The organism is Nocardiopsis metallicus, from assembly GCF_014201115.1.
Classification (GTDB): Bacteria; Actinomycetota; Actinomycetes; order Streptosporangiales; family Streptosporangiaceae; genus Nocardiopsis; species Nocardiopsis metallicus.
In genome coordinates, this window is record NZ_JACHDO010000001.1 from 7237777 (window position 1) to 7258043 (window position 20267).

At 73.0% G+C, this 20267-nt stretch carries 16 protein-coding genes; 14 read left to right on the forward strand and 2 right to left on the reverse strand.

Annotated elements, in window-relative coordinates:
* Positions 1 to 71 precede the first annotated feature (71 nt).
* From HNR07_RS31875 to HNR07_RS31930, 13 genes are all read left to right on the forward strand, one after another.
* On the forward strand, positions 72 to 404 hold the full coding sequence (locus HNR07_RS31875; protein WP_017580739.1) for a DUF2469 domain-containing protein: 333 nt from the start codon (positions 72 to 74) through the stop codon (positions 402 to 404).
* Positions 405 to 865: 461 nt separating this feature from the next.
* Positions 866 to 1237, forward strand: coding sequence for a YraN family protein (locus HNR07_RS31880; RefSeq protein WP_017580740.1), 372 nt, complete (start codon positions 866 to 868; stop codon positions 1235 to 1237).
* Positions 1237 to 2757, forward strand: coding sequence for a YifB family Mg chelatase-like AAA ATPase (locus HNR07_RS31885; RefSeq protein WP_184370036.1), 1521 nt, complete (start codon positions 1237 to 1239; stop codon positions 2755 to 2757). The genes HNR07_RS31880 and HNR07_RS31885 overlap by 1 nt, the downstream gene beginning before the upstream one ends.
* Before the next feature lie 224 nt (positions 2758 to 2981).
* Positions 2982 to 4142 carry a DNA-processing protein DprA gene (gene dprA / locus HNR07_RS31890; RefSeq protein ID WP_184372995.1) on the forward strand — a complete coding sequence of 387 codons (1161 nt, stop codon included), beginning with the start codon at positions 2982 to 2984 and terminating at the stop codon, positions 4140 to 4142.
* Positions 4143 to 4362: 220 nt separating this feature from the next.
* Positions 4363 to 4572, forward strand: coding sequence for a hypothetical protein (locus HNR07_RS36255; RefSeq protein WP_376769984.1), 210 nt, complete (start codon positions 4363 to 4365; stop codon positions 4570 to 4572).
* Between the two features lie 313 nt (positions 4573 to 4885).
* Positions 4886 to 5101 (forward strand): hypothetical protein, encoded by a 216-nt coding sequence (locus HNR07_RS31895; RefSeq protein ID WP_017580744.1) that lies wholly within the window; start codon positions 4886 to 4888, stop codon positions 5099 to 5101.
* A 79-nt stretch (positions 5102 to 5180) separates the two neighbouring features.
* Positions 5181 to 6992 (forward strand): NAD(P)-dependent oxidoreductase, encoded by a 1812-nt coding sequence (locus HNR07_RS31900; RefSeq protein WP_184370039.1) that lies wholly within the window; start codon positions 5181 to 5183, stop codon positions 6990 to 6992.
* Entirely contained in the window at positions 6989 to 8860 is a 1872-nt protein-coding gene (locus HNR07_RS31905; protein ID WP_184370042.1) for a TOMM precursor leader peptide-binding protein, read from the forward strand. The genes HNR07_RS31900 and HNR07_RS31905 overlap by 4 nt, the downstream gene beginning before the upstream one ends.
* The gene (locus HNR07_RS31910) at positions 8857 to 10512 is read left to right on the forward strand and encodes a SagB family peptide dehydrogenase (protein ID WP_184370058.1); all 1656 of its coding nucleotides are present in this window, start codon (positions 8857 to 8859) and stop codon (positions 10510 to 10512) included. Before HNR07_RS31905 ends, HNR07_RS31910 begins: the two co-directional genes overlap by 4 nt.
* Complete coding sequence (locus HNR07_RS31915; RefSeq protein WP_184370076.1) at positions 10509 to 13079, forward strand: lantibiotic dehydratase; 2571 nt, start codon at positions 10509 to 10511, stop codon at positions 13077 to 13079. The genes HNR07_RS31910 and HNR07_RS31915 overlap by 4 nt, the downstream gene beginning before the upstream one ends.
* A complete protein-coding gene (locus HNR07_RS31920) occupies positions 13076 to 14002 on the forward strand; it encodes a lantibiotic dehydratase C-terminal domain-containing protein (protein ID WP_184370079.1) in 927 nt (308 codons plus the stop codon). Before HNR07_RS31915 ends, HNR07_RS31920 begins: the two co-directional genes overlap by 4 nt.
* Positions 13999 to 15099 carry a thiopeptide maturation pyridine synthase gene (locus HNR07_RS31925; protein WP_184370082.1) on the forward strand — a complete coding sequence of 367 codons (1101 nt, stop codon included), beginning with the start codon at positions 13999 to 14001 and terminating at the stop codon, positions 15097 to 15099. Before HNR07_RS31920 ends, HNR07_RS31925 begins: the two co-directional genes overlap by 4 nt.
* Entirely contained in the window at positions 15096 to 16454 is a 1359-nt protein-coding gene (locus tag HNR07_RS31930) for a SagB/ThcOx family dehydrogenase (RefSeq protein WP_184370085.1), read from the forward strand. The genes HNR07_RS31925 and HNR07_RS31930 overlap by 4 nt, the downstream gene beginning before the upstream one ends.
* Positions 16455 to 16557: 103 nt before the next feature.
* Here the strand turns inward: HNR07_RS31930 and HNR07_RS31935 are convergent, their stop codons facing one another.
* On the reverse strand, positions 16558 to 17733 hold the full coding sequence (locus HNR07_RS31935; protein ID WP_184370088.1) for an iron-containing alcohol dehydrogenase: 1176 nt from the start codon (positions 17731 to 17733) through the stop codon (positions 16558 to 16560).
* A complete protein-coding gene (locus HNR07_RS31940; protein WP_184370110.1) occupies positions 17730 to 19004 on the reverse strand; it encodes an aminotransferase family protein in 1275 nt (424 codons plus the stop codon). Before HNR07_RS31940 ends, HNR07_RS31935 begins: the two co-directional genes overlap by 4 nt.
* 356 nt (positions 19005 to 19360) lie before the next feature.
* On the opposite strand from HNR07_RS31940, the gene HNR07_RS31945 reads away from it, so the two are divergent.
* The gene (locus tag HNR07_RS31945) at positions 19361 to 20083 is read left to right on the forward strand and encodes an AfsR/SARP family transcriptional regulator (RefSeq protein WP_184370113.1); all 723 of its coding nucleotides are present in this window, start codon (positions 19361 to 19363) and stop codon (positions 20081 to 20083) included.
* The last annotated feature ends 184 nt before the right edge of the window (positions 20084 to 20267 follow it).

Below are 20267 nucleotides of genomic sequence, written 5' to 3' on the forward strand. Positions count from 1 at the left end.
CGGCCGCGGTGTCCAGGTGAGGGGAACCGGCACACCATGACCGGAGAGTGCTGACGAAAGCGAGCGCGCACATGAGTTCTGAGGACCTGGAGAAGTACGAGGCCGAGATGGAGCTCCAGCTCTATCGCGAGTACCGCGACGTCGTCGGCCTGTTCGGCTACGTGGTGGAGACCGAACGGCGTTTCTACCTCACCAACCACGTGGACCTTCAGCCCCGCTCGACCGAGAACGGGGAGATGTACTTCGAGGTCGTGATGGAGGACGCGTGGGTCTGGGACATGTACCGTCCCGCCCGGTTCGTGCGCAACGTGCGCGTGGTGACGTTCAAGGACGTGAACGTCGAGGAGATCACCAAGTCCGATCTCGAGATGCCCCCTACCGATGGCGGACGCCCCAGTGAGTAGAGGTTCCGCCGAGTAGGGCTGTGACCTGGGAACGACCGTTCCCAGACAGTGTCCAGGAGTGACGGCTGCTGCCACTCCCCGGTTCTGCGCGTACCCCGAACGGTGTTGGGTGCGCTGGTTGCCCGCGTCCGTCTTCCCTCGGCCCGGGTACGCGCGTCGTGTGCGTGCTCCGGGCCGGGGAGAGCGGGGCCAGGTGGCGTTTGCGCGCCGACCACGTATCGCGGTCGTGGCCGGTCCCGTCCGCGCAGCGGGCCTTGAGACCGGCGCGGGCCAGCGATCCCAGGTGGGCGCCGACCAGCCGCGGCACCCGCTCATCGCCTTCGGTGGGGTCCTTGAGACGGGTGCGCACAGCCCCCCGCCGTTGTCGATTCGCTCCGCGCCGGAAGTTATCCACAGAAGAAACCGACCCCTGGTGCGCCACGGGCCGATCACCGACCGTGGTAACCGGGAGGTGGTCGCCGGTGGATCGGTGGGCCGAGTACCGAAGGAAGACGGGACGCCGCGGCGAGGAGCTCGCCGCGGCGTACCTGGAACGCGCCGGGATGCGGGTGGTGTCCCGTAACTGGCGTGCCCCGGGCAGGGCCGGGGAGATCGACATCGTGGCCAGGGACGGGCCGGTCCTGGTCGTCGCCGAGGTCAAGACCCGCACCTCGCTGCGGCACGGCCATCCTGTGGAAGCCATCACCGCGGACAAGCGGCGCCGCTTGCGCGCGCTGGCCCGGTCCTGGGCCGAACAGTACCGCTGCCCGCCGTTCCCGCTGCGGATCGACGGGGTCTGCGTGCTGGTCGTCGGCGGCCGGGTGTTCGTCTCGCACGAGCGGGGGATGACCTGATGTCCCTCTCCCGCACCTACTGCGTCAGCCTGCTGGGCGTGCAGGGGCACATCGTCGAGGTGGAGGTCCACCTGGGAGGCGGCGACCCCGGAGTCACCCTGGTGGGGCTGCCCGACGCCGCCCTGCGCGAGGCCCGCGACCGGATCCGCGCGGCCGTGGCCAACAGCTCCGAGAGCTGGCCCAGCGGGCAGATCACCATCAGCCTCTCCCCGGCCAGCCTGCCCAAGTCCGGCAGCCTCTTCGACCTGGCCATCGCGGGCGCCGTCCTGTCCGCGGCCGGTGAGGTGCCCGCGGACCGGCTCCTTGACGCCGTGCTCCTGGCCGAACTCGGCCTGGACGGCCGGGCCCGCCCCGTGCGCGGGGTACTCCCCGCCATGGTCTCCGCCGCCGACCAGGGGTTCAAACGATTCGTGGTGGCCACCGGCAACGCGGCCGAGGCCCGCCTGGTCCCCGAGGTGGAGGTCACCGCGGTGGCCGACCTCGCGCAGCTCTGCGACTGGCTGCGCGGGGGAGACGAACCGGACAACCCCGCGGAACCGGGACCGGCCCGGCAGGAGGCGGGGGACAGGGGCCCGGACCTGGCCGACGTGCTGGGGCAGCCGGTGGCCCGGCGGGCGGTGGAGATCGCCGCGGCGGGCGGCCACAACCTTGTGATGTTGGGCCCTCCCGGAACAGGGAAGAGCCTGCTCGCGGAGCGCCTGCCCACGGTGCTGCCCGCCCTGTCCTCGGCCGAGGCGCTGGAGACCACGGCGATCCACTCGGTGGCCGGGATGCTGCCGCCGGGCGCCCCGCTGGTCACCGTGCCGCCCTTCGCCGCGCCGCACCACACCTCCAGCCGGGCCTCGATCATCGGGGGCGGCCACGGGAACCCGCAGCCGGGCTGGGTGTCCAAGGCACACCACGGAATCCTGTTCGTCGACGAGGCGCCGCAGTTCGGCCGCGGGGTACTGGACTCGCTGCGCGAACCGCTGGAGCGCGGCGAGGTGGTGATCGCCCGCGCCTCCTCCACGGTGGCCTTCCCCGCCCGTTTCCAACTGGTGATGGCGGCCAACCCCTGCCCCTGCGCCAAACCGGGCAACCTGTGCACCTGCCCGGCGGGCGAACGTCGCCGCTACCTGTCCCGGCTGTCCGGTCCGCTGCTGGACCGGGTCGACCTCAAGGTGGACCTCCAACCGGTGGCCCGCGCCGAGCTGCTCGCCGACCGGGCCTTCGCGGAGTCCTCCGAAACCGTGGCGGCCCGGGTGGCGCAGGCCCGCGACCGGGCCCGGGAGCGGCTGGAGCGCACCCCGTGGACTACCAACGCGGCCATCCCCGGGGCCCGCCTGCGCCGGGACTTCCCGGTGGAGCCGTCGGCCCTGCGCGTGCTGGGCCGGGCGATGGACCGGGGCGAGATCAGCGCCCGGGGCGTGGACCGCGCCCTCCGGGTCGCCTGGACCCTGGCCGATCTCGTCGGCCGCGACCGCCCGGGCGAGGAGGAGACCGCCTACGCCTACGCCCTGTGGTCCGGAAGGGCCTGGTGACGCCGGTGGACGCCGTACTCACGGAGTTGTGGCGCCCCGGCCCGGAGCTCGTGACCCTCGTGCTCACGTTGGCGACGGTCGACCTGGTCCTCGTCCTGGCCGTGGTCCGTCTGGTCATGACCGCGCGGACCCGAGACGACGACGAGGACCCCCGAAGACCCGGGGCCGGACATGGAGGCCGGTGCGTGCGGGGGAGTCGGTGGGCCGGAGCGGTGGGAGGTCGTATGGGGGACGAGGACGAGGTGCGGGCGCGGGTGTGTCTGACGGCGGTGGGGCCGCCGAGCGACCCGTGGCTGGGGACGATGGTGGCCGAGCACGGGGCCGGGGCGGTGTGGTCGGCCCTGGTCTCCGGGGGGCCGCCGCCCGGGGCTCCGCCGTTCGGGGGTGAGTTGCCCGGCAGCCTGTGGCTGCGTTGGCAGCGCTGGTCGGCCCGGTCCCGGAAGGCGGATCCGGACCGGTTGCTCGACGCCTCGGCCGAGGCCGGGGTGCGGTTCGTCGCCCCGGGCGACCCGGAATGGCCCGGGCGGCTCGACGAGCTTCCGGGCGGGCGACTCTGCTACGGGCTCTGGGTCCGGGGCCGGGGCGACCTGCGCAACCTGTGCCTGCGGGCGGTGTCGGTGGTGGGAGCGCGGGCCGCCACCTCCTACGGGTTGCACGTGGCCTCGGAGCTCTCCTACGACCTGGCCGGGCGCTCCTTCACGATCGTCTCCGGCGGGGCCCTGGGGATCGACGGGGCCGCGCACCGGGCCGCGAACGCGGTGGGCGGAACCGTGGTGGTATTGGCCTGCGGGCTGGACGTGGACTACCCGAGCGCGCACTCCGCCTTGTTCTCCGATGTGGCGGGCAAGGGGGTGCTGGTCAGCGAGTGGCCGGTGGGCCGCACCCCGCGCGGCCCGGACTTCCTGGTCCGCAACCGGCTCATCGCCGCGCTCACCCCCGGCACGGTGGTGGTGGAGGCGGGCAGGCGCAGCGGGGCCCTGAACACCGCCGCCCACGCCATCGAACTGAACCGGGCGCTGATGGCCGTGCCCGGCCCGGTGACCTCCGCGATGTCGGTGGGCTGCCACCGCCTGTTCCGCGAGGGCAAGGCCGTCTGCGTCACCCGGGCGGACGAGGTGGTGGAGCAGATCGTCCCGTTGGGCGAGGCCGAACCGGAGGAACCGGGGCCGCTGCGGGTCCCGGCCGAGCTGGATCAGGGGACCGCGGAGGTCCTGGCCGCGGTCACCCACAAGGGCCTGGGCCCCGCCACGGTGGCCAGGAAGTGTGATCAGGACCTGCCGGACGCCATGCGGTCCCTGGGCCTGCTGGCCGCGGCGGGCCTGGTGGAACGCTGCGAGGCCGGTTGGCGCCGCCCGGCGAGGGGTCCGCGGATGCCTCCGGTCTGATCCGGCGGCGGCGCCGCGCACCCCGCGGGGCACCGGCGTAGGGGCGAGGACGCGAGCGGCGATGGGTCCCGAGCGCGGTGGGGCAGCACGCGCCGGGGCCGGATTCAGTGCGGAGAAAACGTGCAGTAGGCGTGCTGTAAATGCGATCAGGGACAGTGGAAGCGTCGATCACTCGACACCTGTTCAATACTTCGAAGAAGAAAGGAGAAACGCTGTGTCCATTGACGTCAATGGCCTCTCCACCAGCCTCGGAGACCTCCCGGTTGAGGAATTCAGCGCGAGCAGTGACGGGGTCGTCGGCTTCGGTGTCAACCAGCCCGGTGGCATCGAGTCGCTCGGTTCCACGCTGGCCATGATGGAGATCGGCGCTTCGGGCAGCGGTGAGTGCTGCAGCTGCTGTAGCTGCTGCCCGTGCTGCTGCTGCAGTTGATACGTCAGGCTGGGCGTTTGCTCGGCAGTCGCAGCGGTGAGCGGCTCGGTCTGACGCAGTGAGGGACGGCGGGCCGGTCGGTGCGGGTTCTCCGACCGGCCCGCTGACCCCGTGTTCGGGACCGGAGCCGCCGCGGGCCAGATGTGCCGGGCGCGTTCTCAAACACACGGATCCATTATCCGAATGCTGTCCGTGCGTCCCGAACGAAGGTGCAAACCCTGTGTAGGCGTGCTGTAAGTAGGTGCGGGGATCATGGTTGCACGCCGACATCTTTCGGTTTCGGCGGTTCATTCAAGGAAAGGGAACGGTTTCCATGTCGATCAAGGCTGACCAGCTTTCCGCTGGCCTCGGTGACCTTCCGGTCGAGGAGTTCAGCACCAGCAGCGAGGGCGTCCTCGGCTTCGGTACTGACTCCCCGGGCGGTATCGAGTCGCTCGGTTCCACGCTGGCCATGATGGAGGTCGGCGCCTCCGGTGGCGGCGGTTGCTGCAGCTGCTGCAGCTGCTGCCCGTGCTGCTGCTGCAGCTGACCCGGTGGGGCGGTCCCGGCGCGCTTCCCAGCGCCGGGGCCGTCCCCTCGCAACGGTGAGAGAGAAGAGAAGGGCGCGGATGCGACCGAAACTCCGGCCAGACGTCTACTACGTCCCCACCTCCGACGGGGCCTTCATCATCGACAGCGTTCGATCGGTGAATCTGCGCGGTGGATCGATTTATCAGTGGGTGGAACTGCTGGCGCCGAGCCTGGACGGCTCCACGCGGCTCGACGACCTGGTCTCCGGGTTGTCACCCGCACACCAGAAGATGGCCCGTGACCTGGTGGCGCTGCTCGAACGCAACGGGTTCGTACGGGACGTCGGCGACGACCTGCCGCACACGCTGACCGAGTCGGAACTGGCGCGCTACCAGGCCGAGATCGCCTACGTGGACTTCCGGTGCGAGTCCGGGCCCGCCCGGTTCGAACGCTGGCGCGGCACCCGTCTGGTGGTCGTCGGTCAGGCCCCGCTCGCCGACTCCGCCGCGCGCGCCGCCTGGAACCTCGGCTGCCGCCGGGTGGAGGTCGTCGACCCCGCTCAGGACGCCGGCGCACGCGCCTCGCGCGCCGCCGACGTCGAGGCGCTGCGGGAGGAGGACCCCTCGCTCGAACTGGTCGAGACTCCGGCCGCGGACCTCGCCGCAAGCGTGGCCGCCGCCGATTTCGTGGTCGTGCTGACCGAGGACCCGGCGTTGGTCGACACCGTCGCGGACGCCTGCTCCGCACCCCTCCTGCCGGTTCTGGTCACCCGGGACACGGCGTGGGTGGGCCCGGTTCCGGGCGGCGCCGCCGGTTGGGCCGACGCCAAGGTACGGCTGACCGACACCGGGGCGCTGCCCGTGGGCCCCTCCAGCTGGCTGCGCGGTCCCGCCGTGGGCGTACCCGCCAACACCGCGCTCTTCTCGGTCTTTCGCGCCGTCACCGGCGCCTACCCGGAACCGGTGGCCGGTGAAGTGGAGCGCATCGACCTGCAGACCCTCGAGTCCCAGACCGGGCGTGTGCTCGCGGTCGGTTCCGCCGCGGCGCCCGGCGGGGCCCGGGAGTCGTCGGAACCGGTCGACAGCGAGTCGTTCTCCCGGGCCGCGGCCGAGCTGTTCGACGCGCTCACCGGCCCCTTCCTGGAGATCGAGGAGCACCCGGTCCAGCTGCCGCTCCGGGTCGCCGTGGCGCGCCTGGTCAAGGGTGGTGAGACCAGCGACGTGCTCGGTGCGGCCGACGCCTTCGTCGAGGCCCGGCACAGTGCCACGCTGGCCGCGCTCGGCCGCCTGGCCGCCGCCCATCAGCCGAGCGGGCCCGCCCGCGACCTCGTCAGCGGCGAGCCGGGCCCGGCGGTCGCTCCGGTGGGAATCCGGGACCCCTACGTTCCCGGCATCGGGGCCGCACTGGACCGTGAGAGCGCGCTCTCCCAGGCGGTGTTCGACTACGCGGCCGAACGGGCCGTGCCGGTCCCGGAGGAGGCCCCGCTGATCGGCCGGGACGACCTCCCCGAAGCTGTCGCCGAACAGGCGCACCGGCTGGACCTGCTGACCCGGTCGACCGTACGCCTCTTCCAGCTGGACGCCGAGCTGCCGACGGTCCTGGTCGCCACCGGCGGTAAGCCGCTGGCACGGGCCTCGGGCAGGGACCTGGCGAGCGCCTCCGAGCTCGCCCTGGTCCGGGCCACCACGGCGGTGCAGTGCGCGCCGCGACCGGGCACCGCGCCACCGCCGCCGGACAGGGTCCCCGAACCGGTGGGCACGGCCGCCGCACTGGACGGACACCTGCTGACGGCGGAGGACGCGGTCAAACTGCTGGCCGCGCGCGGGCTCCGGCTCGGAGCCGTGGAACTGGACGGCGAGCCTGCCCTGCTGACGGCGACGCCGCACCTGGTCAGGGTGGTGGAGCTGTGACCGAGTCGATGACGGCGGCCCCTACCGTGGTCGGGACCGGTGTCCTGGCCGAGGCTCTGCGTGCCGCGGTTCCGCCGGAGTACACGGTGGTGGTCGGCGAGGCCGGGGTACTGCCGGAGATTCCCGCCGGGAGCGGACCGGTGCTGCCGGTGCTCGCGCGCCGGGACCGGCTCTACATCGGTCCTGTGGTCCGCGAGGACCGACCCGGGTGCCCCGAGTGCCTGGAGTCGCGTCTGCTGCTGGCCCGGGAGTTCCCTGAGCCCATGGCGGAGATCGACCGCCGGGACCCGGAGCTGCTGCGCCGCTGGCGGCCGCCGGCGCTGACCGGGCTGCACGCCGGGTTCGCGGCCCAGATCGCCGGCAGGCTCGTCGAGCTGGACCGGGAGGCCGGGGAGCGGCTGCCGGTGATGGTGGTGCGGCTTGTCGGTCTCGGCGTGCGGCGTGCGGTGCTCCTGCCGGATCCGCTGTGCGCCGTGTGCGGCGCGCTTCCCGAGGACAACCCCGAGGACACCGAGGCGCTCATGCCGAGCGCCTCGCTGTCCCGCAAGCCGGGTTCGATGCGGACCAAGTCCCTGGTGGACGACGAGTCCTTCCTCCCGACCTACGTGGACCGGGACATGGGCATGGTGCGCACGCTCTTCAAGTACGGCGGCGGCGTGTTCCCGAACATGACCGCGCCGCTGGGCCTGCGCAACTCCACCGACGTCGAACAGGGCATCGGTCGCACCCCCTCCTACCGCGAGTCGGGTGCGGCCGCGGTCGCCGAGGCGGTCGAACGCTGGGGCGGGATGAGCCCGTCCGGCCACCGGAGCGTGGTCACGGGCTCCTACCGGGACCTTCCCGAGGCGCTCGACCTGCGGCGGCTGGGCCTGCACGACGAGCACCGCTACGACGAGGAAGGTTTCCCCTGTCAGCGGTGGACCGAGGACGCGGAGCTGGACTGGGTCTGGGGCCGGTCCCTGACCCGTGACGCACCGGTGCTCGTGCCGGAGACCTACGCCTACTACCGCACCCGCCTGGTCCGCCCGGACCGCCCCCGGTTCCTCTACGAGATCTCGAACGGCTGCGCGGTCGGCGGTTCGATGCCGGAGACGATCCTGCACGGGCTGATGGAGGTGATCGAGCGCGACGCCTTCCTGATGACCTGGTACTCGCGCCGCACTCCGGAGCGGATCGACCTGGGCACCGCCCGCGGCACCACGGTGCCGCTGCTGCTGGAGCGGATCGAGCGGCTGACCGGGTACACGGTGCACGCCTGGGACACCACGACCGAGCACGGCGTCCCCAGCGTGTGGATCGGGGTCGTCGACGAGCAGGAACGCGACGGGTACGCCCGGTTCCTGTGCGCGGCCGCGTCCCACTTCGACATGGAGGAGGCGGTGGCGGCCGGGCTCCTGGAGATCGCCCCGATCATCGCCCAGCACCAGGACGAGCCGGCCGAGGTCCAGGACCTCGCCCGTCGCATGGTCGACGACGGCGACCTGTGCACGTCGATGCTGCACCACAGCCAGCTCAACGGGCGGCCCGAGGCCCAGGACCGCCTGGCGTTCCTGTTCGGCGGCTCCGAGCGGGCGATGGCCGACCCCGACCCCCGGTTGCACACGGGCGAGCCGACCGACCTGAAGGCGCTGCTCGACGAGACCGTCGAGCGCCTCGGGCAGCACGGCCTGGAGGTGGTGGTGGTCGACCAGACCACCCCCGAGCACCGGGCGGGCGGCCTGTTCTGCGTGAAGGTCATCGTCCCGGGGATGCTGCCGATGACCTTCGGCCACAGGTTCCGCCGCGTGCGCGGCCTCGACCGGGTGTTCGAGGCCGCCGCTGAGCAGGGCTTCGACGATGTGAACCCCGACCCGCACCCGTTCCCATGACGAGGACCCATCCGAACACGACGGCGGTACCCGTGACCGGCGACGGGGACGCGGCCCTGGTGCGCGAGTACCTGTACGACGTGCACTACCGGTGGCGGGCGATCCACGCGCAGGGGCAGGGCGGGCTCGACGACCCCGCCCGCCCCCCGCTGTTCACCCGCCCCGCCGAGCCGCGTCGCAGGTTCCCGCTGCCCGCCGGGCCGCGCCACCGGATCGGCCCGCTCGGGGCAGCGCTCCGGGAGGAGCCGACGACTCCCGTGGCCGGTGCCGACCGTTCCGGCACCGGCCACGGGTCGGACCTGGAACGGTTGGGAGAGCTGTTGTTCTACGGTTACGGCTTCTCCCGGATGGACATCGGACCGCAGGTGGAGTGGCCCTGGCACCGGACGGTGGCCTCGGCCAGGTGCTTCTATCCGGTGGAGCTGGCGGTGTGGTCGGACGCGGCGCCGGCCGGGGTCCACCGTTACGACCCGGCCCATCACGAGCTCTCCGAGCTCCGCGAGGACGTCGGGCCGTCCGAGCTGGCCGCCGCCTCGGCGGCACGGTTCGACGGCGCGCGGGCCGTGCTGGTCGTCACGGCGAGGCTGGGCAAGACCGCCTTCAGGTACCGGAACTACGCCTACCGGCTGGCCACCCAGGAGGCCGGGCTGGTCCTGGGCAACCTCCGGGTGGTGGCCTCGGCCCTGGGCCTGGGCGGTCACACCCGGTTCCGTTTCCTGGACGAGGCCCTCGCCCGGCTACTGGCACTGCCGGACGACGACTCCGAGTCCGTTCTGGCCCTCCTGCCGCTGTGGGACCGCCAGAACGCTCCGACGGAGCCCGGCCACCGCCCGGCGGCGCCGGTGCCGCCCAGGCGGACCGTGGTCCCCGTGGCGGGCGGCAACGGCATCGAACCGGAGCTGAGCCACCGGACCCTGGCCGTCGAGCGGGCCTCGCGGCTGCACGAGCCGGCGGACCTGGAGCCGGTCAGGGCACCGGCCAGCCCCCCGCTGGCCGGCGCCGAACCGGCGGCGGGCTCCGGCACCGACCTGCCGCTGGCGCCGCTGCGGCAGGAGAGCGGAACCGACACGGGGGCGGCGGTGCTGCGCCGCGACTCCGGTCCGGACGTGTTCCTGCCCACCGCGAAGCCGGTGCCGGTGGGGGTCGTGGCCGACATCCTGCTCGACGCGGTCCGGCCGGACGCCGACGACCTGTGGCACGAGGCTGCCCCGCCAGAGGTGGGGGTGCACGTGATCGCGGGAGCGGTGACGGGCCTGCCGCAGGGGCACTACCGCTACGTGGACGGCGCTCTGCGCACCGTGAGCCGCGCGGACCTGCGTCCCCCCTTCCAGGACATGGACGTGTGGCGGACGGAGATCAACGCCCGGACCGCGCCGCTGATGCTGGCGGTCACCGCGGACACGGCACGGCTGCTCGAACACCACCCCAGGCGGGCCTTCCGCGCCACCCAGCTGCTCACCGGCGTGGTGGCGCAGCGGGTCTCGCTGGCCGCGGCCGCGCACGGGCTGTCCGCGCGGGTGACCAACAGCTACGACGCCGACGAGTGCGCCCGCCTGCTGGGGCTGGACGGTGAACGGGAGATACCGGTGTTCCTTCTGGTATTGGGCGAGCCCAACGCGCCCTGGCACCTGGGGATGAGGGTGCGGCCTTGACCGTCGTACGCGTAGCGGGACTGCCCAGCGGAAGCGCACGGGTGGGCGAGTTGCCCGGCACCACCCGCCTCCTGGGCGACCTCGACGCGCTCCGGGGGGACCTGGAACGCCGGGGCGAGGAGTTGGCGGACCTGATCCACACGGCGGTGGGCGGCTGCGAGGACCGGTCCGTGCGCCGTGCGCTGCTGGCCTGCCGTCGGGCGGTGCACAACGGCCGCCCGCCCGGGGCGCTGCCGCGGGACGCCCTGGCCCGGTTGCCGGAACCGGCACGAAAGCTCCTCGTCCAACTGGGCTCCGACCACGAGGCGCTGGCCCGGGTCCGTGAGCGGGCCAGGGCGTGCTTTCACGCCGAGAGGCGCCGGGCCGAGCACCGGCTGGCCGACCTGGTCGGGGACCCGGACTTCCGACGCGCCCTGGCGATGGCCAGCGACGCCCTGTTCCCCGACGTCGAGGCGTGGCTCTCCGGCCCGCCGAGCGCGCCCGAACACCTCAACACCCGCAGGCGCGTGGTCAACTACGTGCTTCGGGCCGCCCTGAAGACCAGCCCCTTCTCCACCCTGACCACCGCCGGGCCGTTTTCCGCCGCGGACCCGGCCCCGGCCCCGTCGGCGGGCGCGCCCGGCGCTCCGGCGGCGTACCAGGTCCCGGCCCCGGCCCGGCTCGCCCGCCGCCTGGAACTCAACGCCGAGGTCGAGTTCCAGCTGGAGCGCCTGCTGGTGTCCGGGCACGGCCCGCTGTTCCTGCGCACCAACCCGACCCTGACCCTGACCGGAGAGCGTGTCCTGGTCGCGCACGCGGACGGGCGCTGCGTGGGGGTACCCGCCCGCCCGTGGCTGCTGGCGCTGGTCCAGCGGGCCCGGGACGGCGCCTCCCCGGCCGCACTCGCCGAATTCCTCACCACCGGGTTCGGTGCGGCGGCGGCCGAGGCCGAGGCGATGCTCGGCCGACTGGTCACGGCCGGGGTCCTGCAGGGCGATCTCGGCGTGCCGGACCAGGCGCCGGACCGGCTGACCGACGCGGCCGACCGCCTCGGTCTGCCGGAGGACTCACCGGTCCGGCGGATCGGCGCTACCCTCCGCGAGGCCGAGGTCGCCGAGGAGCCGGCGGACCGGTGGCGGTCCCTGGGCCGGCTGCGCGCGAGGGTCGGGGAGGCGATGACCGCAGTCGGGGGCGATCCGTCCCTGATCCCCGGCAAGTACCTGTGCTACGAGGACGTCCTGCCCAGCTGGTCCGCCCCGCCCCGGACCCCGGACTGGTCGGCGCTCGACGGCGACCTGCACCGCGTCCGGCGCCTGGTGTCGGCGCTCGACGGCGACCTGCACCGCGTCCGGCGCCTGGTGTCGGTGTTCGACGGAGCCCTGCCCGGCCGTCTGGCCATCGCGGAGCTGCTCCGCCGCCGGTTCGGGGACGGAGCCCGCGTGGGGCTGCTGGAGGCGTGGCTGGCCTGGGAGGAGGGCGCCGTCCCCGGGAACCCGCAGGGCGGACGGACGGAGGAACCCGGCCTGCGCGGCCTGCGCGACAACCCCTTCCAGCTGGCGGGCACCGGTGTGCCCCGGATCGAGGAGCTGCACCGGTTCCAGGCGCGGCTGCGGGATCTCCTCACCCCGCTGCCGGACTGCGGACCCGGCTTCGACGCGGACACCGACGCCCTGGACCGGTTGCTCGGCTCCCCGCCCGCCTGGCTGCCCCGCGACCACCCCGTGACCCTGTTCCTCCAGCCGCTGGCCGACGGCACCGTGGCCTTCAACGCCGCAGCCCCCGGACACGGGACGGCGGGCTCGCGGGTCCGCCGCTGGTCTGAACCGCCCGCCGCGCCCGCTCCGCCCGGCGACGCGGACGGTCCCCTCCTCGTCGAGGTGGCGGGCCTGTTCCGCAGCTCCCTCAACCGGGCGGCGCCCCACGCCACCCATGAGCTGGTCTGGCCGGGGTGCGTTCCCTCCCTGCCCCCGGAGCGGCGCGTGCGCCCCGCCGACCTGGAGATCCGTCTGGACCGGACCGGGCTCCCGGACCTGTGGTGGCGCCCCGGGGACCGTCCGGTGCGCCTCATCCACCGGGGGACCATGGGCCGGTACTGGTTCCCGCCGGTGCTGCGCTTCCTGCTCGACCTGGCCACCCCCATGTCCGAGGCGTGGGCTCTGGTGGGCCGGGCCCGCGCTCTGCACGTGGACCCCCGGCCGTCCGGGGTCTCGGTCCTGCCGCGACTTCGGGTGGGCGGGGTCCTCATGGAGCGCCGGAGTTGGATCGTGCCCCGCGCCGAGCTCGACCCGGGCGGGGACGACGACTTCGACCGCTTCTACCGCCTCCGCCGCGGGGTCCGGGACCTGGGGCTGCCCGACGTCGTCTTCGCGCGGGCCGCCGACACCGTCGACTCCGCCGGACGGGTCATGGCCAAGGCCAAGGACCGCAGGCCGCGTCCGCTGGACCTGTGCTCCTGGTGGGGAGCCGAGGAACTGGCCCGGCTGTCCAGGGGCCGGGACCTGCTGCTGTTCCAGGAGGCCGCGCCAGCCGTGTTCGGCCCGGACCGGGTCGTGGAGTACGCCGTCGAACTACCGGGGGACCGCCCATGAGCAGCTGGATCGCCGCTCACTGCTACTACCACCAGGACCCGTCGAAGGTGGTCGCCTCCGTCGTGGCGCCGACCGTGCGGGCGCTGGGCGACCGGGCCCCGCGCTGGTTCTACGTCCGCTACTGGACCGGCGGACCGCACGTCAGGTTCCGCCTCCGCGTGCCCGACCCCGCTCACCGCGAGTTCGCGCGCCGTGAGGTCCGGGACCGGTTCGCGGAACTGGTGCGGACGAGTCCCTCACGCACCGCCGCCGACCCCGCCGAGTACCGGCGGCTCGCCGTTCTGATCGGTGAGCCGGGCGAGGAGTCGGGCGGCGACCTGCTGCCGGACAACACCCTCACCTGGGAGGAGTACCGGCCCGAGACCGGGATGTACGGCGGACCCGAGGCCATGGAGCACGTCGAGGAGTTCTTCACCGCGTCGAGCCGTGACGCCCTGGCCTACGCCGGAACCCCCACCGACCCGGTGGCCCGCGCCGTGTGGTGCGTGGCCAGCGGGCTGGCGGCGGTCGGCGACGCGGACTGGGTGCACGGGTTCGTCGATCACATGGTCGGGCGCTGGATCGGTGAACGGACCGGCGCCCGGTGGCAGGGGATCGTCGACCAGTCGTGGCAGCGCTCCGGGGAACGCGTTCGCCAACTCGTCCGGCACGCCCTGACCGCGACGCCGACAGGCGGCGAGGGCGAGTGGCTGACGGCCTGCCGACGGCTCCAGGACGGGCTCGGGGACGTGGCGGCGGACGGCCTGCTGAAACCGCCCGAGGGCACCGCACCGCACGACATCCCAGACCTGGACCGGGGAATGGTGACCCTTTCCGCGCTGCACATGCACAACAACCGACTCGGGGTTCACATGGAACGCGAAGCACTGGTGATGGAACTGCTCAGGCTCGCCCTGGCCGAGACCGTGTCGGTGAAGCCGTGACGGCCTCCCGGCGGCTCCGGATCGCCTACCACGATCCCGACCCCGCACCGCTGCTGCGGGAGGGGGTGCGTCCGCTGCTCGAACAACTGGCAGCCGAGGGGCTGCCCGCCTTCTGGACGCGGCACTGGCGCCGGGGGCCGCACCTGAGGATCGTCGTGGACGCCGACGACGCAGCCTGGGAACGGACCGTGCGCCCCGCGGTGGAACGCCACATCCGGCCCGCGCTCGCCGCCCGACCGTCCACCACCGTGCTCGACCCCGAGCCGCTCCGGGAGACCTACCGGCGACTGGCCGAACGGGAACGGGAGCACGGCCCGCTGGAACCCCAGCAGCCCGACAACACCGTCGAGGAGGAGCCGCACGACCCCCGCCTGCACGTACTCGGTACGTACGACGCGGTGGAGCTGTTCGAGGGCTTCCAACAGCGGACCGGCGACGCCGCGCTCACCGTGGCGGTGGGCGAGGGTCCCGCGCTGAGCACCCACGTCGTGGACCTGATGCTGATCATGGCGCAGCGGGTGGGCGGCTACCTCGAACGCGGTTTCGTCTCCTACCGCTCGCACGCCGAGGCGCACATCATGGCAAGCCCGGATCCGCGGGCGGTCCGGTCGCTCTTCGACGAACGCTCGACCCGCCTGCGCGACCCCCTCGTACGCCGTGTCCGGGCCCACGCCGAGGGGTCCGCCTCCCACGTTGACCCGTTGACCGCGTCCGTGGGCCGGGAGCTCGTCCGGGCCGCCGACGACGCCCGACCGCTGCTCGCGGACGGCCGCCTCGACCTCGACGGGCCGATCGCGGCCGACGGGGGCGGCGAGGGCGGCGGCGCGACCGTGGAACAGACGCGCCACAGTGCCTTCCACCGCACCCTGCGTGCTTCCGGGGACTTCGAGCAGGTCCTGCGGGAGGCCCCGTGGTTCCTGCGCTACCGGGTGGCGCTGAACCTGCTGTACCTGCACCTGGCGCGGATCGGGATCCGCCCGGTGGACCGGTTCCTGTACTGCCACGTCGTCGCCGACGCGGTGGAGCAGGCCTGTGGGGTCGACGCCGTGGCGATGGTGGCCGCGGGCAAGACCGAACTCGTAGAAGGGCATTCATGAGCACGGCCGAGCGCACGAACGCGACCGACGCCGACCGGGACACCGTCCTGGCCTACCTGGCGGACCGCGAGCTGCCACAGGTGTCGGGGGCGTACCAGCTCTATCCGACGAGGGCGGGCAGGCCCGGCATCGGCGAGCACCCCCTGCCCAGGCCCGTCCGCCGCCCGGCCGGGCAGGTCGACCGGATCTCCCGCATCCTGGCCACCGGCAACGGCCTCGCGCGGCACCGCTTCCTGACCGTCTCGGGGGCGCGGGCCTTCCTGCCCACCGGAGCTCCTGGCTGGGGCTTCGACGAACAGCACGTGATGACCACCCTGCTCCGGCTCGTCGCCAGCGGCGGCGCCGCCTACCCGGTCGACCTGTGGCTGCTCTCGGGCGGGGTGCCGGGGCTGCCGACCGGAGCCCATCGCTACAACCCCGTGCACCACGCGCTGACCCGGGTCACCACCGACGATCCGCGGCCCCGGCTGGCGCGGGCCCTGGGCGGACCTGTCTCCGACCTGACCATCGTGCTGACGACCCGGCTGGAGCGCACCACCGGCCGGTACGGGAAGTTCGCCCACCGGCTGCACCTGCTGGACACCGGCCACACATTGGCCCAGCTGCTGATCGCCGGCCGCGACCTGGGCTGGGAGTGCGCCCCACGGCTGGCCTTCGCCGACGACGAGGTCGAGCACCTGCTGGAACTGGGCGAGGAGACCGAGCTCGCCTTCGCGGTCGTCACGGTCGGACCGACCCGCGAGGTCGCGCCCGCGAGCGAGCCGGCCCCCAGGCGGGTGCCACCGGTGCCGGACGGTTATCCCCAGGACGTTCTGATGGCCGCCCGGCGGTCCGAGCCGGGGCCGGAACTGGAGTTCGGTGAGATCACCATGCCCCGTGACCCCGAGCGGGCGATGCTGCGCCGCCGCAGTCCGGTGGGCGGGTTCGTGGCGCCGCCGCCCTCAGCCGACGACCTCGCGCCGGTGGCCGCCGCCGCCGACTCGGTGCTGGCGCCGCTGGGTGGGTACGGGGAACTGGTACCGCCCAAGGATCCGCGGGTGGCCACCCGGATCGGGGCTCCGGGACACCGGCTCAACCTCTCGCTCGCCGGTGTGGTCGTACCGGTCCTGGACCTGCCCGCGCTGGTTCGGGAGCACGGGCCGGGCGCCTTCAGGGTCGGGGCCGTCGCCATCGGCGCCGCGTTGCAGGCCGCGGCGCTGGTCGCGGCGGACCGCGGGTTGGGAACCTTCCCGCTCTGCGCCTACGACGGCCCGGGGATCGAGGGGAACCTGGAATTGCCCGACGCTTCCACGATGTGCGTGGCGCCGATCGGTGTGGCCGCCCACGTGGGTGCCTCGCTGGAGGTACCGCTCTGAATCGTTGACGGGAGCTTCTTCGGAACTCCTGCGCCCACGCCGGAGGGCGTCGGGGATCGGTGGGTGATGACCGACCCCGACGCCCCGGCGGGCGCGGGGTGCGTCAGGCCCCCTCGAAGAGGCAGCGCACCTGCTCCCTGGTCCTCGGTTGCAGCGGCTCGGACCAGGCACGCCACGTCTGCTCGGTCAGTTCCTCGGCGGTGGCGTCCAGGCCCAGCTCCCCGAACTCGGTGGGGAATCCCCACCGGCGCAGCAGGCCGACCAGGGCGTCGGCGGCCTCCGCCGGGGTGGCCGAGGCCCCGGTGAGGCCCAGCGCCCGGCCGCCCAGCTCCGCGAGCCGGTCCGCGTGCCCGGCCAGCTTGTCGCCGTCGACGACCAGGCGCGCCCACCGGGTCAGCAGCACACCCAGGGCCGGGCCCTTGCGCAGGCCGTGCGCGGTGAGCGTGTTCGTCGGGTACCAGATCCAGAACGAGTGCTGGTGGCGGCCGATCTGGTGAACGGTGAACGTGCTGACGCTGGCCGCCAGCGCGATCGTGCCCCGGGCCTCCAGGTCGTCGCCGTCGGCCAGGGCCCGGTCGGCGGCCGGGACCACCGCCCTGATCTGGCCGATCGCGACCTCGTCGGGCAGCGCCGTGGTGGGCGGGTCCGACACCATGGGGACCAGGAGCCGGGCGACCGTCTCCAGGGCCCCCTCCGCGGTCAGGGCGGGCGGCAGTGAGGTGTGCAGCATCGGGTCGATCACCGCGACCCTGGGGAACAGGGACCAGTGGACCAGGAAGCGGCGGTCCCCGCCGTCGGCCAGGCTCGCCTTGGCGTTGACCTCGCTACCGGTCGCCGCGGTGGTGGGTACCGCCACCACCGGCAGACCGCCTCGCGTCACGGGCTGGGGGAGGACGAATCCACCGCCGGGTTGCCACCCCGAGAGCAGCCCTGGCAGTGCGGCTGCGGCAGCGGCCGCCTTGGCCAGGTCCAGCACCGTTCCGCCGCCGATCGCGCAGACGGAGCGCACACCGGACTCCCGGAGGCGCTCGGAGAGTTCCTCCGCCTCCTGCCGGGTCGGCGTGCTGGCCGCGCGGCGGATGAGCAGTTCGGGTGAGAGACGCTGCAACAGCGGTGCGATCCCGGGAGCTGCCGCCTCGGCGCGCTCGTCGACGACGACCGCGACCGGGCGGCCGGCCCGCTCGACCTCCAACGGTACGTCGCGCAGGCGGCCGGCACCGAAGTCGATCCGGGTGGGCACCCACCAGTGCGGGTTGGTCCCCGAGTCCGTACCGGTCATCGCGACCTCACCGCCTTCAGCGCTCCGGTCAGCCTGGCCGCGATCTCGTCCACCTCGGCGTCGGTGACCACGAGCGGGGGGAACAGCAGGAGGCAGCGGCGGCTCAGGTGGACCAGGAGGCCGTTGCGCTGGCACAGATGGCTGACCATCGCCATCTCCATCGGGGACAGCGGTTCCCGGCTCCGGGAGTCCCGCACCAGTTCCACGGCCAGGGCCAGACCCTCACCGCGAACCTCGCCGACGATGTCGAGCTGGAGGAGGGAGTCGAGGTGCTCGCGCAACCGGGCCCCGGCCTCGGCCGATCGCCGCACCAGGTTCTCCTTCTCCACGACCTCCAGCGTCGCGAGCGCGGCGGCGCAGGCGGCGGGGTTGCCGGACTGGGTCTCACCGTGGGTGAGGTAGGCCCCCGAGCTCTCGTAGGCCTCGTAGACGTCGGCGGGGAAGAGCGTGGCGGCCAACGGGAGGTAGCCGCTGTTGATCCCCTTGGACATGGTGACCACGTCGGGCCGGATGCCGGTGTGCTCGGCCCCGAACATTCTTCCGGTGCGGCCGAAGCCCGTCGCCACCTCGTCGACGATCAGGTGGGCGCCCATGCGTTCGGTGGCCGCGGCGACCTCCTCCAGGAAGCCCTCCGGCGGCATGAGCACGCCGCCCGAACAGAGGATCGGCTCGACGATGACCGCCGCCACCCGCTCGCCCTCGGTGCGTTCCAGTTCAGCCAGTGCCTCTCGGCAGGCCGCCTCGTCCGGTCCCAGCCCTCGCTCGGCGGCGAACGGGTCGGGGAAGGGGAGCAGCCGGTTCCAGCGGCGGTCGACCCCGTACTCCTCCTGGTCGAGCTCCTCGCCGGTCATGGCCATGGCGCCGATGCCGGTGCCGTGCCAGGAGTGGGTGTCGAAGGAGACGACCAGGCGTCGTTCGGGCTGGCCGATGAGGCTGCGGTAACGGCGCAGCACCTTGACCGCGGTCTCGTTGGCGGAGGACCCCGAGCTGGAGAAGTAGACCCGGTCGAAGCGGCCGGGGGCGATGTCCAGCAGTCGCGCCGCGAGGGTACGGGCGACGTCGTGGTCGTAACGGAACAGCGTCCCGTAGGAGAACCGGCGCAGCTGCTCGGTGACGGCGTCGACGATCACGGGGTGGTTCCAACCGCAGGTCACGTTCCACAGGCCCGAGGTCGCGGAGAGGTAGCTGTTGCCCGCGTCGTCCCGGACGCGCACTCCCTCACCGGACACGAGGGTGGTTCCTCCGCGTTCGAACATGTTCATCGAGGTCATCGGCAACCACAGGGGGGAGGGTGCCGATGTTTCTGGGGGAGCGGCGGGCCGCCCGTTAGCGTTCATCTCGCACTTTCTTCCCGGGATTCGGTCGGCGCTGCCCCAGCATGGGTGAAACCACTTACACCTGGATTACTGCCCGGTTGCACTGTAAGGGGTATTCGCCATATTTTCTTCACGTGCAAAACGTCACCACCGGCGATGACTGGACATGGAAAGTGATAAGCAGGCTGGCCTGTTCCGGACACATGGAGTTGGGTAAAGCATCTCCCGACAGGAGGCGACGTGATTGAGTTCGGCATTCTCGGCCCGCTCGTGATTTATCGGGACGGCGTCCCGATTGACCTCCGAACCCCATGCTGCGGCGTTTGTTGGCGGTACTGCTGAGCCAGGGCGGCCACCGCCTCTCCCTGGACGAACTGGCCGAGGCCCTCTGGGACGGGGACCCGCCGGGCGGCGCCCGCAGCACCCTGCAGGTGTACGTGCACCGGCTGCGCAAGGCCCTGGGCGACAGCGGACGTCTGGCGCGGGACGGCCTCGGTTACCGCATGGAGCTGTGCAGCGCCCAGGTCGACGCGAGGTATTTCGAGACCACCGTGGCCCTCGCCCTGAGGGCTCGAAGCCAGGGCGAGCTGCAGCAGGCCGCCGAACTGCACAGCCGGGCCATGGGGCTGTGGCGGGGCAGGCCCTACTCCGACGTTCCCAACAGCGGCATCGTGGGGAACGAGATCAGGCGGCTGGAGGAACTCAGGCTCATGGCCAGTCAGGAGCGGCTCGAAATCGACCTGGACAGAGGGCACCACGCCCGGCTGGTGCCCGAGCTCGCGGAGCTCGCCTCCGCCCACCCCTACCGTGAGCGGCTGCTGGCGCTGCTGATGCTCGCGCTGTACAGGTCGGGTCGTCAGGCCGAGGCGCTGGAGGTCTATCGTGCGGCCCGGATCCGGCTCGCCCGGGAACTGGGCATCGACCCCACCTCGGTCCTGCGGAGACTGCACGAGGCGATCCTGCGGGCTGACGGCCAGCTCCTGCTGATCACCTCCGACGCCCTCGACGGCCACTGGGAACCGAGTGCCGCCTAACGGACGCGACCCGTCGACCCGTGGGGCTGAGAGCGGCTCCGGCCCCACGGGCGAATGGTTTCTGAAAGGTTTCGAAAGATTCCGCTTCCCATTAACACGGTTCCTTTCCTCCGCGGGAAAGGACTTTCTCGTCCGCTGTCAGGGGTGCGGGTTTTCTGCGCTGTTCCGCTCGGCCGCTGAGACC